The sequence below is a fragment of the Paenibacillus xylanexedens genome (genome assembly GCF_001908275.1).
GTDB classification, from domain to species: Bacteria; Bacillota; Bacilli; order Paenibacillales; family Paenibacillaceae; genus Paenibacillus; species Paenibacillus xylanexedens_A.
Window position 1 is genome coordinate 2,869,689 of record NZ_CP018620.1, and the last position, 16,013, is coordinate 2,885,701.

Annotated in this window: 14 protein-coding genes and 1 riboswitch; of the genes, 9 read left to right on the forward strand and 5 right to left on the reverse strand. The window is 46.2% G+C overall.

Annotated features, from left to right (window positions below; all coding sequences use genetic code 11):
- Nucleotides 1-59: 59 nt before the first annotated feature.
- Both BS614_RS12885 and BS614_RS12890 read left to right on the forward strand, forming a co-directional pair.
- On the forward strand, nt 60-938 hold the full coding sequence (locus BS614_RS12885; RefSeq protein ID WP_047842269.1) for an ROK family protein: 879 nt from the start codon (nt 60-62) through the stop codon (nt 936-938).
- Between the two features lie 176 nt (nt 939-1,114).
- On the forward strand, nt 1,115-2,116 hold the full coding sequence (locus tag BS614_RS12890) for an HRDC domain-containing protein (protein WP_074094308.1): 1,002 nt from the start codon (nt 1,115-1,117) through the stop codon (nt 2,114-2,116).
- Between the two features lie 71 nt (nt 2,117-2,187).
- Here the strand turns inward: BS614_RS12890 and corA are convergent, their stop codons facing one another.
- Complete coding sequence (gene corA, locus BS614_RS12895) at nt 2,188-3,123, reverse strand: magnesium/cobalt transporter CorA (protein WP_074094309.1); 936 nt, start codon at nt 3,121-3,123, stop codon at nt 2,188-2,190.
- 451 nt (nt 3,124-3,574) lie between these two features.
- Nucleotides 3,575-3,698: riboswitch (SAM riboswitch) on the forward strand.
- Between the two features lie 235 nt (nt 3,699-3,933).
- On the opposite strand from corA, the gene metA reads away from it, so the two are divergent.
- The 6 genes from metA (at nt 3,934) to BS614_RS12925 (ending at nt 10,831) form a co-directional block, all read left to right on the forward strand.
- On the forward strand, nt 3,934-4,851 hold the full coding sequence (gene metA, locus BS614_RS12900; protein ID WP_036610071.1) for a homoserine O-acetyltransferase MetA: 918 nt from the start codon (nt 3,934-3,936) through the stop codon (nt 4,849-4,851).
- A 24-nt stretch (nt 4,852-4,875) separates the two neighbouring features.
- Nucleotides 4,876-6,063 (forward strand): PLP-dependent transferase, encoded by a 1,188-nt coding sequence (locus BS614_RS12905; protein ID WP_074094310.1) that lies wholly within the window; start codon nt 4,876-4,878, stop codon nt 6,061-6,063.
- A complete protein-coding gene (locus tag BS614_RS12910) occupies nt 6,060-7,232 on the forward strand; it encodes a trans-sulfuration enzyme family protein (protein ID WP_074094311.1) in 1,173 nt (390 codons plus the stop codon). Before BS614_RS12905 ends, BS614_RS12910 begins: the two co-directional genes overlap by 4 nt.
- A 241-nt stretch (nt 7,233-7,473) precedes the next feature.
- A complete protein-coding gene (mqnC, locus tag BS614_RS12915) occupies nt 7,474-8,610 on the forward strand; it encodes a cyclic dehypoxanthinyl futalosine synthase (RefSeq protein WP_074096829.1) in 1,137 nt (378 codons plus the stop codon).
- A gap of 233 nt (nt 8,611-8,843) precedes the next feature.
- Entirely contained in the window at nt 8,844-9,821 is a 978-nt protein-coding gene (locus tag BS614_RS12920; RefSeq protein WP_074094312.1) for an aldo/keto reductase, read from the forward strand.
- Nucleotides 9,818-10,831, forward strand: a complete 1,014-nt coding sequence (locus tag BS614_RS12925; RefSeq protein ID WP_074094313.1) for a zinc-binding alcohol dehydrogenase family protein — start codon at nt 9,818-9,820, stop codon at nt 10,829-10,831. The genes BS614_RS12920 and BS614_RS12925 overlap by 4 nt, the downstream gene beginning before the upstream one ends.
- Before the next feature lie 320 nt (nt 10,832-11,151).
- Here the strand turns inward: BS614_RS12925 and BS614_RS12930 are convergent, their stop codons facing one another.
- The 4 genes from BS614_RS12930 to BS614_RS12945 all read right to left on the reverse strand — a co-directional run bounded on the left by BS614_RS12930 (nt 11,152) and on the right by BS614_RS12945 (nt 14,607).
- Nucleotides 11,152-12,057, reverse strand: a complete 906-nt coding sequence (locus tag BS614_RS12930; RefSeq protein WP_074094314.1) for a YitT family protein — start codon at nt 12,055-12,057, stop codon at nt 11,152-11,154.
- A gap of 113 nt (nt 12,058-12,170) precedes the next feature.
- Nucleotides 12,171-13,409: a cation:proton antiporter gene (locus BS614_RS12935; RefSeq protein ID WP_036610060.1), complete on the reverse strand. Its 1,239-nt coding sequence runs from the start codon at nt 13,407-13,409 to the stop codon at nt 12,171-12,173.
- Between the two features lie 4 nt (nt 13,410-13,413).
- The gene (locus tag BS614_RS12940; RefSeq protein ID WP_036610059.1) at nt 13,414-13,908 is read right to left on the reverse strand and encodes a cation:proton antiporter regulatory subunit; all 495 of its coding nucleotides are present in this window, start codon (nt 13,906-13,908) and stop codon (nt 13,414-13,416) included.
- A 294-nt stretch (nt 13,909-14,202) separates the two neighbouring features.
- Nucleotides 14,203-14,607, reverse strand: a complete 405-nt coding sequence (locus BS614_RS12945; RefSeq protein WP_051447154.1) for a hypothetical protein — start codon at nt 14,605-14,607, stop codon at nt 14,203-14,205.
- 171 nt (nt 14,608-14,778) lie between these two features.
- On the opposite strand from BS614_RS12945, the gene BS614_RS12950 reads away from it, so the two are divergent.
- Nucleotides 14,779-15,732 (forward strand): putative sporulation protein YtxC, encoded by a 954-nt coding sequence (locus tag BS614_RS12950; RefSeq protein ID WP_051447153.1) that lies wholly within the window; start codon nt 14,779-14,781, stop codon nt 15,730-15,732.
- Nucleotides 15,733-16,013 lie beyond the last annotated feature (281 nt).

Here is a 16,013-nt window from a genome sequence, read left to right on the forward strand (position 1 = left end):
GTGTCATCAAGTAAAGCAATTCGAATTCCTTTTTAAACTAACTTGGGAGTGTGACTAACATGACGATCTTAGGCGCAATTGAAGCAGGCGGAACCAAATTTGTATGTGGTATTGGCACAGAAAACGGAGAAGTTCTGGAACGCGTAAGTTTTCCAACAACAACACCGGAAGAGACCATGGCTCAAGTGATTTCGTTTTTTGAAGGCAAAGGCATTGAAGCTCTGGGTGTAGGTTCATTTGGTCCGATTGATCCGATTGAAGGAAGCCCAACATATGGTTATATCACAACAACACCAAAACCACATTGGGGACAGTATAACGTGATTGGCAAGCTCAAGGAGCATTTTGATGTACCGATGACATTTGATACGGATGTGAATGGTGCGGCACTTGGAGAAGCAACCTGGGGCGCTGCACAAGGTCTTGAGAGCTGTCTGTATATCACTGTGGGTACAGGTATTGGTGCAGGTGCTGTGGTTGGCGGTAAAATGGTCCATGGATTGTCACATCCAGAGATGGGACATATCATTGTACGCAGACATCCAGAGGATACATACGAGGGTTTCTGTCCGTATCATGGTGACTGCCTTGAAGGCCTTGCAGCTGGCCCAGCCATTAACAAACGTTGGGAGCAACCGGCTTATGAACTGCCTGCAGATCATAAAGCTTGGGAGATCGAAGCACATTACCTGGCACATGCACTGATGAATTATGTTCTCATTCTCTCTCCGCAGAAAATCGTCATGGGTGGCGGAGTAATGAAGCAGGAGCACCTGTTCCCGATGGTTCGTAGCAAACTGCAGGAGTTGCTGGCTGGATACGTTCAGCATCCGGCGCTTCAATCCGACATTGACCAGTATGTTGTTTCACCAGGACTTGGCGACAATGCAGGGCTGTGTGGTTCGCTGGCGCTTGCCAAATTGGCATTGAATAAGTAGATTATAAAGGGATTGACGAATTTTACCATTGTGGTATGATATGGGCAACAGCATAGTACGGTTAATGAGGAAGCACCTCTCTTGCATGGATTTTGCAGGAGGGGTGTTTTTTTGTGCTGCCTATAGGTAGTATCTCTAACTCGTATAAGCTGAATATTCAAAGGGAGGGAACGAAAATGGAAGTCATTTTCATGAACAGATTGTCCAGAATGTCAGATCAGAATGCAGAGTATGCACAGTTATGGATTGGGGAAGAGGAAGATAGTTGGCAGCTGGGATGGAGTCGCTACGAGGAAGGAGAGCGTGAGGATAGCATCTGGTATGAAGGGACTTCTTGGGAGGAGCTGCTTCATATTTACCGTCATCAGCTTGCCATACAGATGAGTGAGGGGTACCGACCGCAGTTGCAGGGATTATTTCATGAGAATGATGATCTGAAATCACGCAGTTATGGTGGACAGCGACTCCATTGTTACAGTGAGTTGTACGGCAATGAGCAATTATATACGGATCTGTGCACATGGCGCAGGAAGAGAGCTGTGTCTGACCGGAAGGCACCGTATTTTATTGCAACGAATCGTCTGCTGCGTTTGATCAGTGCCTTTGTTCCGCAATCGCTGGATGAACTGATGCAACTGCCGGGCGTAGGAGAGAGCAAAGCGACTGAGTATGGTACGGAATGGATGGAGATTACAAACGGGCTGGAGCGTTCAACGACATTCCCGCTGGACTGGGTATACACGGCGCTGAAGGAAGAAGAGTATGAGAGTTGGTTATACAAGCAGAGAGAGCAGAAGTACAAGCAGGAACTTGATAAGTTCACCACGCGTAAGCAGGTGCTTGAAGGCATGAAGGAAGGGTATACGTTAGAGGAGATTGTTAATCGATCCGGATTATCCCGACGCGAGTTGGTTGAGCTGTTAGAGGCACTGGATCAAGAAGGTTATGACACCGATTGTCTTCTTGATGTGGAGCTGGCAGTGATGCCAGAGAACGAACAAGAGGCCGTATGGAGTGCGTATGAGGAGCTGGGAGATACGTTCCTGAAGCCAGTATTACATAAGGTGTATGGAGGAGAGAAACCCGATGGAGGAAGTCTGGAGCAGGTCTATGAAAGACTGCGCATGATTCGAATCCGCTTCCGTCGGCACGCAGAGACAGAGAAGAATGTTGGTTAATGATCAGAAATGAAAAAAAGACGAGGCGTTTCTCCCGGAGAAGCGCTTCGTCTTTGTTATTTCGTAAGAGTTCATACCCAGTCTTTCTTGCGGAAAATGAAGAACATGCTCAGGCCCAGGGTAACCATCAGGCCAATCACAACAAAATAGCTGTATTTCCAGTTAAGCTCTGGCATATTCGTAAAGTTCATGCCGTATATACCGGTAATGACCGTCAGCGGCATGAAGACCGTGGTAATGGCGGTAAATACACGCATGATCTCATTCGCCCGGTTCGCAATACTGGATTGGTAGGCTTCTCGCAAGTTGCCCATCAGGTCGCGATAAGTCTCAAAGGTTTCAGATATTTTTACAGCATTCTCATAGATGTCACTGAAATACTTTTGCAGTTGATCATCGATGAGACGCAGATCTTTTTTGTTCAGGGTGTTAATGACCTCTTTCTGAGGTCCGAGCACTTTCTTCAGCCACAGAATCTCACTGCGCAGCCCAATGATTTCATTCAGATGTGACTTTTTGGTGTGCATCAGAATGTCTTCCTCAAGCTTCTCGATCCGTGCTTCAATTCGGTCACCTACGGTGAAATAATTATCAACAATCAAGTCAACCAGCAAATACAGCAGACGATCCGGTGTACTGATTTCCTGTTCCCACAGGATGGGTTTCAGTGTGCGCAATTCGCTGATCTTGTGCTTTGTAACACTAATAATGAAATGTCTGCCAAGGAATAAGTTGACCGCACGTAGAAATATCTCTTCATCATCAAAACGGATGCTATTAATCACAATAAAATAATGGTTCTCATAAATTTCAATCTTCGGACGTTGTTCTTCGTCACTAAGACAGTCTTCCACAGCCAGATCATGCATCAAGAACAGCGGCTGAAGTACCGCCAAATCGTCTACGTCTGCATCAATCCAGTAAAATCCTTCCGCTGGTGGAGTCAGCGCCTGCTGAATGTCGTCCACCGGAATAAATACACCGTTGTTTACCAACCGTATTTTCATCGTTAATCTACTCCTTCTGCACCCGCCAACTTGGCGGATATTATCATTATGGGCGCAAAAAGAACAAATCAGCCGGTCGGCAGCGGAGCCTGGAGATCAGGGCTGCGTTCACTATATAATCAAACGGAAGTCACGTCCCGCTGCCGGCATGCTGATGTCAATTCTCTATGCAGTTTGTCGGAATTCGGCTGCCAGTCAGGCCTCGGGTCGCCATCCATTTAATATGTCACCTCTCACATAAGGGTTTATAACACCTTGTTTAGTATACCGCTGGTACAAGGTGCTTTCAAGCGCAAAAATGTGTCTATTTCGCGCCCTGAGGCAGTGTATGACAACAGATGATGAACGGTTCCGATCTGGGAAGCAGACATCGAACTGCAACTTGACGTGAGGGCATTAATGTAATAAAGTAGACGGTGAACCATATTAAATTACAATCTAATACAGCGAAATCTTATCAAGAGTAGGTGGAGGGACTGGCCCGATGAAACCCGGCAACCGGCGGTATACCGCACGGTGCTAATTCTTGCAGCGACTAAGTGTCAAGTGGCACTGTTGTAACTGAGAGATGAGAGAGGCGCATATCTTTTTTACATATGACCTTTCTCGAAATCCGAGGAAGGTCTTTGTCATATGCCCCGACTTCTCAGCAGTGATTTTCGCTAAGGAACTTGAGGTTGTTTGTAACGTTGGATGAAAGAGCAATTCAATGTTTTTACAAGCTCAAGGCAGTCTATAACTGTATTGATGTGAAGACATCAGGCCAGGGTTGCTGCATCTATTTATGCACAAGGAGGAGTTAGACTTACCATGCCAATCAAAATACCTGATACTCTACCAGCAAAAGAAGTACTTGAAGGAGAGAATATCTTCGTCATGGATGAAACTTCTGCATATCAGCAGGATATTCGTCCACTCCGTATCGCTATATTAAACCTGATGCCCACTAAGGAAACGACCGAAACACAATTGCTTCGTCTGGTGGGAAACACGCCTATTCAGGTGGATGTCGTTCTCGTACATCCCAAATCCCATACGTCGAAGAATACGTCTCAGGAGTATTTGGATCTGTTCTATAAAACCTTCGATGAGATTGAGCACCGCCGTTTCGATGGAATGATTATTACGGGTGCCCCGGTGGAACAGATGGATTTCGAAGACGTGAACTATTGGAATGAAATCCAGGAGATCTTCGAATGGACCAAAACCAATGTGACTTCAACCCTCCACATATGTTGGGCTTCCCAGGCAGGTTTATACCATCATTTTGACGTACCCAAGGTTGCACTTGATGAAAAGTGTTTTGGCGTTTTCCCACATACCATTAATAAACCTCATGTTCCGTTGTTGCGTGGATTTGATGAAGTATTCAACGTTCCACATTCCCGTCATACGGAAGTGAGACGCGAAGATATTGAAAAGAATGAGAATTTAGAGATTTTGGCTGAATCCGAGGAAGCGGGGATCTTCCTGGTTGCTACCAAAGACGGCAAACAGATTTTTGCCACAGGACATGCCGAGTATGACCCATTCTCATTAAAGTGGGAGTATGACCGGGATGCAGCCAAAGGGTTGGATATCGCATTGCCTAGACATTATTATCCGAATGACGACCCTTCCCGTGTGCCGCCGGCTACTTGGCGCGCTCATGCCAACTTATTATTCTCTAACTGGCTCAATTACTATGTGTATCAAGAAACACCTTACGATATTGGCCCGCAAATCTAATCGAGATTACAGGAGGATGCAGCAATGGAAGACAACAACAAGTTGAAAATCGAAAGCCGCTTAGCACAAATTGGATCCATCAATGAACCGGTAACAGGCGCCATTAACTTTCCGATCTATCAATCCACTGCGTTTCGCCACCCGAAGCTTGGGCAAAGCACGGGGTTTGATTATATTCGTACGACTAATCCAACCCGTAAAGTGTTGGAAGAAGCCGCTGCAGCGCTGGAGTCCGGTGATGCAGGGTTTGCCTGTAGCTCGGGAATGGCCGCGCTGCAAACGATTTTTGCCATGTTTGGTCAAGGGGATCATCTGATTGTATCGCTGGATCTGTATGGTGGAACCTATCGTCTACTGGAACGTATTCTGTCCCGTTTCGGCGTAACGGCAAGTTATGTGGACACGAATGACATTGCAGCACTGGAGAAGGTTCGTCAGCCGAATACAAAAGCTGTATTTATTGAGACACCAACCAATCCACTGATGATGATCACCGATGTGGAAGCCGTTGCTTCCTGGGCGAAAAGTTACAACCTGTTGACCATTGTTGACAACACGTTGTTGACTCCATTTTTCCAACGTCCGATTGAACTGGGTGCCGATATCATCATTCATAGCGCTACCAAATATCTGGGCGGACACAATGATGTGCTCGCCGGACTAATTATTACCAAAGGTGAGGCATTATCTGCTGAGATGGCGTTCCTGCATAATTCCATTGGAGCGGTATTATCTCCAAGTGACTCCTACCAGTTGATGAAAGGTATGAAAACGCTGGCTCTTCGCATGGAGCGTCATGAGCACAATGCACTTACTATTGCCAAATACTTGCTTGAGCACCCAGCGGTGGTTGAAGTGTATCATCCAGGTCTATCCGATCATCCGGGGTATGAGATACAGAACAAACAATCCACGGGTAACACAGGTATCTTCTCTTTCAAAGTGAAGGATGCACGTTATGTTGAACCGTTGCTGCGTCATATCCAACTCATTGCTTTTGCCGAAAGTCTCGGCGGAGTTGAATCACTTATGACTTATCCCGCAGTACAGACTCATGCGGATATTCCGCTTGAAATTCGTGAAGCCGTAGGTGTGGATGATCGTCTGCTCCGGTTCTCCGTAGGCATCGAACATGCAGATGATCTGATTGCAGATCTCGGCAATGCTCTGACAGCTGCACAACAGGAAGTGGAAGGAGGCGTGCACTCATGAGTGAGTCCAACAACAAGCCCAATTCCGAGTTGAAATTTGAAACCAAGTTGCTCCATTTTGGCGATGAGATTGACAAAACGACTGGAGCCTCCAGTGTACCGATCTACCAAGCATCAACATTCCATCATTTTGATATCTTCAATCCGCCTCAACATGATTACAGTCGTTCCGGTAATCCGACACGTCAGGCTCTGGAAGATTACATTACATTGCTGGAGGGCGGCGCACGAGGCTTTGCCTATTCTTCGGGGATGGCTGCGATCTCAAGCGTGTTCATGATGTTCTCTGCAGGGGATCACATGATTGTAACGGAAGACGTATATGGAGGTACGTATCGTTTGCTTACTTCCATATTAAGCCGTATGCAGATCGAGACAACCTTTGTAGACATGACCAATATAGATGAAGTAAAAGCGGCACTCAAGCCAAACACCAAGGCAGTTTATATGGAAACACCGTCCAACCCTACACTGCGAATTACGGATATCGCTGCCGTAACTGACTGGTCGAAGGAACATGACCTGATCACGATTCTGGATAACACCTTTATGACTCCGTACTATCAGCGTCCAATTGAGCTTGGTGTGGACATCGTCGTACATAGTGCTACGAAGTTTCTTGGAGGTCACAGTGATGTACTGGCAGGGTTAGCGGTTGCTCGCACGGAATCACTTGGCGTACAACTGAAACAGTTGCAAAATGGACTTGGAACTGTACTCGGGGCACAAGAATCCTGGCTTCTGATGCGCGGGATGAAAACCTTGGGGGCTCGCATGGCTCATAGTGAACGGAGCACAGCTAAACTGGCGGCATGGCTTAATGAGCGCAGTGATATTACCGCTGTCTTTTATCCTGGACTGGAGGAACATCCGGGCCGTGAGGCACATGAGCGCCAATCCACAGGATATGGAGCTGTCGTTTCATTTGACGTCGGTTCAGGTGATCGTGCAAAAGCAGTTCTTAACCGGGTGAAGCTACCTATTGTTGCTGTAAGCTTAGGAGCTGTGGAGAGTATTTTGTCCTACCCAGCGATGATGTCTCATGCGGCAATGCCGGCTGAGGTTCGCCGTGACCGTGGCATTACAGATGGGTTGCTGCGCTTCTCTGTAGGTCTGGAAGATATCGAAGATCTGATTGTAGATTTGGAGCAAGCACTTCAGGAATCCTAGCAAAAGTGGATGCCCAAATCCGCCGATGCGTGTCACTTAATCTCGAATAAATTCCATTCCATATGTAAACATTTTTACTTATTTTTAAAGCACCTGTACATAAGGTGCTTTTTTTCACATGTAACCTGTGTTACGATATGTGGAGTACAGAAATACGATGTTGCCACCAGAACTTGCTTCTCTTGAACAAGTTGGGACGGATCGTTATATAATTTCTCTTCATGAGGGAGGCTTTTTTACGATGAGTACGGTAGACCGTATCTTAGATAAAGCCCTTCGGGGCGAACGTTTGGACTTGGAAGACACGATTCAGTTATTTGAATCCAATGAAGTGGACAAAATCGGGGCAGCTGCTAATGTCATTATGAAACGCATGCATCCTGAACCATACAGAACATTTGTAATTGGGCGTAACGTCAACTACACAAACGTGTGTGATGTGTACTGCCGTTTTTGTGCTTTCTACCGCAGACCTGGTTCGGATGAAGGTTATGTGCTTCCAGACGAAGTTATTTTCCAGAAGATTCAGGAAACGGAAGATGTGAATGGTACCGAGATTTTGATGCAAGGTGGAACGAATCCAAACTTGCCTTTCAGCTATTATACAGACCTGTTGAAAGCCATTAAAGAGCGTTTCCCGAACATCACGATGCACTCTTTCTCCCCAGCGGAGATTATGAAAATGGTTGAAGTATCCGATGGCCTTACCTTGGAAGAGGTTGTCCGTGCCATTCACGAAGCTGGTCTGGATTCCTTGCCTGGTGGCGGCGCTGAAATTCTGGATGACCGCACACGTCGGAAAATCAGCCGCTTGAAAGGTTCATGGCGGGATTGGATGGACGTTATGCAAACTGCACACCGCATCGGTATGAACACCACGGCAACGATGGTTATCGGACTTGGTGAATCGATGGAAGAGCGTGCATTACACTTGCTCCGTGTACGTGAAGCTCAGGACGAATGTATCGCGAACAAGTATGACTCCGAAGGTTTCCTGGCATTCATTCCTTGGACCTTCCAGCCAGACAATACCAACCTTAAGCTGGAGCGTCAGACTCCGGAAGAGTACTTGAAGACTGTAGCCATCAGCCGACTGGTGCTTGATAATATCAAGAACATTCAATCCTCTTGGGTAACGATGGGTCCTGAGATCGGTAAGAAGTCGCTTGAATTTGGCTGTAATGACTTCGGTAGCACGATGATTGAAGAGAACGTTGTATCTGCTGCTGGTGCAACATATAAAGTTAACATTGAATCCATTCTCCGTTTGATTCGGGAGTCCGGTTATATCCCGGCACAACGTAACACTCGATATGACATCGTGCGTATGTTCGACGAAGAGAATGCCGTGCATGAAGATTTCGTAATGCAGAACTAATTCTAATTAATTCAATACTACTCTTTATAAACTTTGATCGTTAGATAAGGATTTATGAAGCGAAGCCCGCTGACTACTCCGTTTGGAGAGACGGCGGGCTTTTTGATTTCTTTCTGCGGTTCGAGGTCATCAAACAGTACATGTTACGCAATTGGCGATATTTTATATTGAAATTGAACTGTTACAATGAAAGGGAACTTGTGTAGTCAGACACGCTGGAAGGGGTTAAACCGATGAAGAGAAGAATACTTGGCAAGACGGAACTGGACGTACCTGTATTGAGTTTTGGAGCATCCTCACTCGGTTCTGTATTTCGTGACATTGACCGGGACGAAGGGATTCGCACTGTACATGCGGCCGTAGATGCGGGGATGAATTACATAGACGTTTCGCCTTACTACGGGCTGACAAAAGCGGAGTCCGTGTTGGGTGAAGCCATCCGTAGCTTGCCGCGAAATTCATATATGTTATCAACCAAAGCCGGACGGTATGGGGAAAATGAGTTTGATTTTTCACGTCAGCGGATTCTGGATAGCGTGCAAGAGAGCCTGGATCGACTGCATACAGACTATATCGACATTCTGTTCCTGCATGATATTGAATTTGTGCCAGCAGAGATCATCGTAGAAGAAGCCTTTCCAACGTTGCTGCGTCTGAAAGAGCAGGGAGTTATACGACATGCGGGCATTTGTGGCTTACCCTTGCCTTTGTTCGAGAAGGTACTGCCACAGATCGATGCGGATGCGATCATCTCGTACTGTCATTATTCATTGAATGATACCTCATTATTATCTTTATTGCCCTTGTTGGAAAAAAAAGAAATTGGCCTCGTCAATGCTTCGCCTCTTTCTATGGGCTTGTTGAGTACCCGAGGGGCTCCTGCCTGGCATCCGGCAGATGATCGGGTGAAACAGCTCTGCCTGAAGGCTGCCCGCTTCTGTGCAGAACAAGGCAGTGACATTGCCAAGCTGGCCGTGCAATTCTCCACGTCGAATGAGCGAATTCCGACAACACTGGTGAGCAGTGCCAGCCAGCGCAATATCCTCAATAATGCAGCCTGGATAGAGGAACCGATCGATCAGAGCCTGCTGGATGAAGTGCTGTGCATTCTGGCTCCATTGCATAACGAGACGTGGTCAAGCGGACGACCTGAATATAATACGAAGCCAAGCAACACGACAGTAGAAGCACCCAAGGGGGAACGACGATGAGAGCCATTGTATGTGAAGAAATAGATCAATTGAAGCTCCAGGACCTGCCACAACCGGAACGAGCAGAAGGAGAGGCGTTGGTTGCCATTCGGAGGATTGGAATCTGTGGAACGGATCTGCATGCATACAAAGGCAACCAGCCATTTTTTACCTATCCTCGTGTTCTGGGTCATGAACTGGCGGCTGTTATTGAAGAAATCGGTCCGAACGAGGCTGGGTTACAGCCTGGGGATCAGGTAAGTATTATTCCGTATCTGCACTGCGGTCACTGTATTGCATGTCGCAGTGGAAAAACCAATTGTTGTGCGTCCATGCAAGTCATGGGTGTGCACGTAGACGGAGGCATGAGAGAAAAAATCAGCGTGCCTGTCTCACATCTGCTCTCAGCAGAAGGTTTGACGCTGGATGAGACGGCAATGGTAGAACCATTAAGCATTGGAGCCCATGCCGTCAGAAGAGCAGGAATTAAACCTGGTGAGCATGTGATTGTGATTGGAGCTGGCCCCATTGGATTGGGTGTGATGGCATTTGCCAAACAGGCGGGGGCGCATGTTATTGCTGTTGATCGTAATCTGGACAGGCTGGAGCTTAGCCGGACTTGGGCTGGAGCTGATGACCTGGTTCAGGCTAATGAACATGCTGTACAACAAGTGGCTAAAATTACGGGAGGCGACTATGCTACAGCTGTCTTCGACGCAACAGGTAACGTGAATTCCATGAATGAGGCGCTTCAATATGTTGCTCATAGTGGTCAACTTATTTTCGTGGGACTGGTGAAAGCGGATATTACCTTTCATGACCCCGAATTTCACAAGCGGGAGATGAGTATCCTGGGCAGTCGAAACGCAACCCGTGAAGATTTTGAACAAGTCCTGTCGACCTTGCGTCAAAAGAAATTAAGTATGGATGGGTACATCACACACCGCGTGGAATTTGATGAGTTACCTACGGCAATAGACCAATGGCTTTTGCCAGATTCACATGTAGTCAAAGCCATCGTTGAACTATAATAACAATTAATTATAATAACAGAAAAAAAACGCTCTCTTCCCCTATGGATGGACAATACTGTCCATCCATAGGGGAAGAGAGCGTTTTTTGTAAGTTGAATTAAAATTACACGATAAGAAAGAGGACAGAAAAAACCTGAAAAAGCGAAGCGTTCGCCTGAAAGCTTTCTGAAAGAAAGCTGCTCCGAAAGCATACGCTATCCCCGGATTTTTCCCTTGTGAAAAGGGAATAGAAAAAATCTGGGGATAACAGCGATTGGAAGGTTGTTCTGTCATCGTAGTGTCAGTGTAAATATCTTTAGTTCAACTTACATGAGCTATTATTTTTCCGGATTCGTTACAATGCCCGCATGTGGATCAATGTGACGCACAATGGACTTCAACCAGATCATCTCCAGCACATGTACCTCATAATAAAGTGCACCCGGGATTTGCCTGATCCATCCTTCCGCCATCGCGAGTTGTGTTGAGTCAGAAGTGGCTTCCAGATTTCCAGGTTCACGGCGCAGCCGTTTGCGTACAGCTTTTTCAACTTGAGAGCTTTGTGTAGTCAAAATGCATACTTTGCGTTTGGAAGAGAAGCCCCTGAACGCAATGTACACCATTTCATAAGCAATAAGATAGGCGATTACGGAATACATCGCTTGGTCCCAGCCAAAGACAACACCAGCGGCTGTCAGTATCAACAAGTTAAGCAGCATGATTATTTTTTCGATAAGCATCCGTTTTCCGCTAAATACACGTTCAGGTGGGCGGGAAGACGGATCACCGATTTCCAGCGTATCCAGTGTCCCGCCATACCGCACGACGAGCCCAATTCCGAGTCCGAGGCATAATCCGCCAAACATGGCGGCAGCCAGCGGATGCTCTACAAGTGGCGGCATGGGATGAAGCACAATGGCACCGATCGAAAAGACAACCAGACCTAGAACAGTAACCAGTACAAATTTCTTCTGCACAATCTTGTAAGACAGAAATATAAACGGAACATTGAATAAAAATAGAAACAATCCAATCCTCATTTCGGTCCAGTGGGCGAAGAGTGAGGAAATGCCTGTAATGCCTCCAATAATAATCTTATTGGGGTGTAAGAACAATTCAAGTCCCACGGAGGCCAGAATTCCGCCCGCAATAACGAGAAACAGGTTTAACCAGCGGCGGGTAGACGATATCCTGGTCTTGGCGGTGTTTGGCACCGGATTAGCCGATATCAGAGGTGCTTTCATAGGTCATCCTCCTTAGTGCGGCTTTCGAGCCATTCTCCCTGGGTTAGTCACAGAAAGATCGGCGTAAGAGCCGCGAAGTACGTTAGTATGTCTGTTCTGTACAGACATAGGTGTTATCCTTCTTTCTGCAGCACCTTTGGTTCTTCTTTCTTTTTCCGAGGATCTTTGAACTTGAATATTTTATCCAATAAACGGAATACATGTTTGGACTCTTTGGTTAATAAAGGACCCAGAATGGCCAGAATCAGGACATACAGCGCGGCAAATGGTTGAATCATTGGCAACAGTCCCCCGGCTTTACCCATGTTGGCCAAGATGATGGAAAACTCACCCCGTGACACAATGGTTAATCCAATATTCGCCGATGCTTTGGGTGATAGTCCTGCACTGCGCCCGGCCAGCATACCCGCCAGGAAGTTACCGAACAATGTAATAACAACTGCAATCAGAGCTAACCATACGGCATCGCCACCCAAGGACAACGGATCAATGGACAATCCAAAGCTGAAGAAGAAGATTGCTCCGAAGAAGTCACGGAACGGTAGAATCAAGTGCTCAATCCGTTTCGCGTGTTCTGTTTCAGCAAGCACCAGACCAACCAGTAATGCACCAATCGCTTCGGCAACATGAATGGTTTCAGAGAAACCAGCTACCAGGAACAAGGCTCCAAATACAACGAGAGAGAATAGCTCATTCGATCGAATTTTAAGCAATTTGTTTAGTAGCGGTGTTGCTTTACGTCCAAGGATAATCACGATAAGCATGAATCCGAGGGCAATAAGTGCAGACATGATGACGCCTCCGATGGAGGATGAATCACTAAGCACAAGTCCGGACAAGATCGAGATATATACAGCGAGGAATACATCTTCGAACATAATAATACCCAATATCATCTCTGTTTCCGGGTTGGCCGTTCGTTTCAAATCAACGAGTACCTTGGCCACAATGGCACTGGAAGAGATGGTAGTTATACCTGCAATAATAAGTGCTTCTGCAACTGGGAAACCGGACACAAAACCGAATATTAATCCCAGCGTAAAGTTAATGCCGATGTAGATCGAGCCGCCAACTGCAATGGAGCGACCCGATTTAATTAAACGACCTACCGAGAATTCAAGTCCAAGGTAGAAGAGAAGGAACAGAATACCGATCCGACCCATAAATTCAATAAAAGGCTGACTCTCAATAAAACGGAAGTCCAGATGCCAGATTTTCATGGCATGTGGCCCAACGGCCATCCCGATCAGAATATAAAATGGAACGACCGAAAATCTTAGTTTTGCCGATAAAAGGCCGGCTGCTGCAATGAGCACAAGGGCCAGACCTACTTCGAATATCAAATGATCCATCTATTTACCCCCTTCCAGTCAGGAGGAGGGATTTAAACAGTTTCTGCTGATTGCGTTCGCCAACGGCTACCACCGTGGATTCTGCACTGATAACTACCTCCGGACCTGGGCTGATATGTTTTTTGTGATTTTTCTCTACAACGGCGATAACCGTTGCCCCAGAGTTTTGACGTACGTCCAATTCACCGATGGATTTACCGATACTTCCGAAGGATGGTTCGATTTTGTACCACTCGATAATCAGGTCGTCAAACGTTACTTCAATATTTTCAAGCTGTTTTGGTTTGTAAGTTAATCCGCCAACAATAGCAGCAATCTGTCGTGCTTCGTAATCGTCAAGTGTGATCATCGAGATGCTTTGATCGGGATCATCATACTCGAAGTGGTACATTTCCCGGCGACCGTCATCGTGAATAATAATGACAATTTTATCACCGCTGCTTGTTTCAATCTGAAATTTTTTGCCGATTCCCGGCAAGTCTGTTTCGCGTACATCCATGGATTGTTGCCTCCTTATAATTAGGGGCTGGCCATAGAAGACAGGCTTATTTCCCGAAAATGATTAATCTGCTGCTCAAGGGAACATCAAAAGATGCGGGTAAACAGAGCCAGAAATTCCTGACACAGCCATATGATTTGAATTTGTCGGTGTGGGTACAACAAAAATAGGTACTGTCATAAACATGGGTTTATCTAACGTGTGCTAAAAGGGTTATAAGTTATGCACAAGCGCACCGTCTTTAATTACAGAGGTGTCTTCATGCAAAAGCAACCTGTAAATACGTCGTAACGGCTAGTGAAGAGCGTTCACGTATTTTGGTGCTATAGGGGTGAGGGATACATACATGCTGGTAAACTTAATAGGTAGCAGAAATAATCTGCGTTTAAATAGACAATACCACGGTTTAAAGGACAGACCCGTTGTAGGGATTCGCAGCATCAATAACAATGCGAGGACAAGAAAGACAGGCTTATTATGCGTAACCGCAATCAGCTTGGACATAACTTGTGGATATTTGCGAATGACAGGTTTCTGCTGGGATTCGGGTATTTGCAACAGCACTTCCTTGTTGGAAGTTGCTTCTACAGACACCCCAACGGCAGATTCGGACTGCATCGGAATAGGGAAGCACAAGGCTTGAAAAACGCACAAAATGATAATGATAGTGTAGTGGAGTATTCTAGGTTGTTGTCTCATTTTGGCTTCCCTCCTTTCCCGTGAAACATACTGTTATTAAAATAATAACACATTTTTGTCTTAACTCCAAACCTCTTCATAATATACTGAGAAATCATGACACGCTTTCCATCAATCCGCTTCGTATATCCCCATCGGCCTTGCCATATACTTTGAACAGGAAGGAAAGGAGTGATTCTTGTGGAACTGTTTGCTGTATGGACCGATGTATCGGGGCAAGAGGAAGCGGATCAATTTTATCGTTGTGTCAAGGAAAAAACCAAAGGTTTACATATAAGTAAAAGAGGATTTCGGCTCACCTTCAAACATAATGATGGAAGAGCAACCTGGGTGTGCAGAGGGAATGAGAATCACGAAGACTTCCAGCAATGGCTTCCCCGGATCAGTGATCTGCTCTCCCTTGGACTCGCCGACTTCATTATGGAGACACAAGAACGGAGCATGGTGGAGGATATGATCGCCAAGGCGTGTTCTGTCATGGATGAGCATGAGGTGGAGAAGGTCAATCGAATCTGCATGCCACTTCTATTAAATGGTGATTTGGATCAGCCCGGACTTCGGGAGCGTCGCCGTACTACGTTAGCCAGTGGACTACGGCAGGATCTGGAGGATGTTCACTTTTTTCACCTTGAAGGCATTATCAACTTCCGCATACGGCCATACAAGCAGGAGCTTCAGGAATTAGTGGAGTATGCACTCGATGAGTTCTGGATGGATCGGCAGTATGAAGAGTTTATGGGGTTGTTAAAATATTTTGTGTTTTTTCAAGAAGCCAAAGTACCTCTGGTTCATCTTGTACACAAGGGAATGCATGAGTTTCAGGTACTGGATGCTGGACTTAATCTGTTACCCGTGCAAAAGGATGAACAGGTCGTTGTGGAAATGCCGGGTCTGGAACTGGAGATGGATATCGAAGATATGATTGTAAGTACACTCATCTCAATCTCTCCTGAGAAGGTAATGCTCCATACACGCACCCCGGATCTGCCAATCATCTCGACCATATGCCAGATCTTTGAAGACAAAGTGCAAATATGTCATCATTGCCCGGAATGCGAAGTGCTGCGCTCAGGATTGTTGACAGGTCTTGACGCAAGTGATCTCGGCAATTATAATAACTGTTGATCCATGAATTTTTCATGTGAACCATTGAACCAAAAGCGTTGACAAAGACAACAACCACACGCAAGATCGGTGCAGAGAGAGGAACCTTGGCTGAAATTTCCTCCGGATATCACGTATGGTTTACCCCTTTGTAGCTGCAATTTTGAAAGTGGAGTTAGAATATCGCCTTTAATGGGGATTATCCGCGAGTAAGGATCTGCCGGGTCATGCCCGTTATCGTCATGCCAATGAGGGCTGTATTTCCGAATATGGATGAATCAGCTGAATTAGGGTGGAACCAC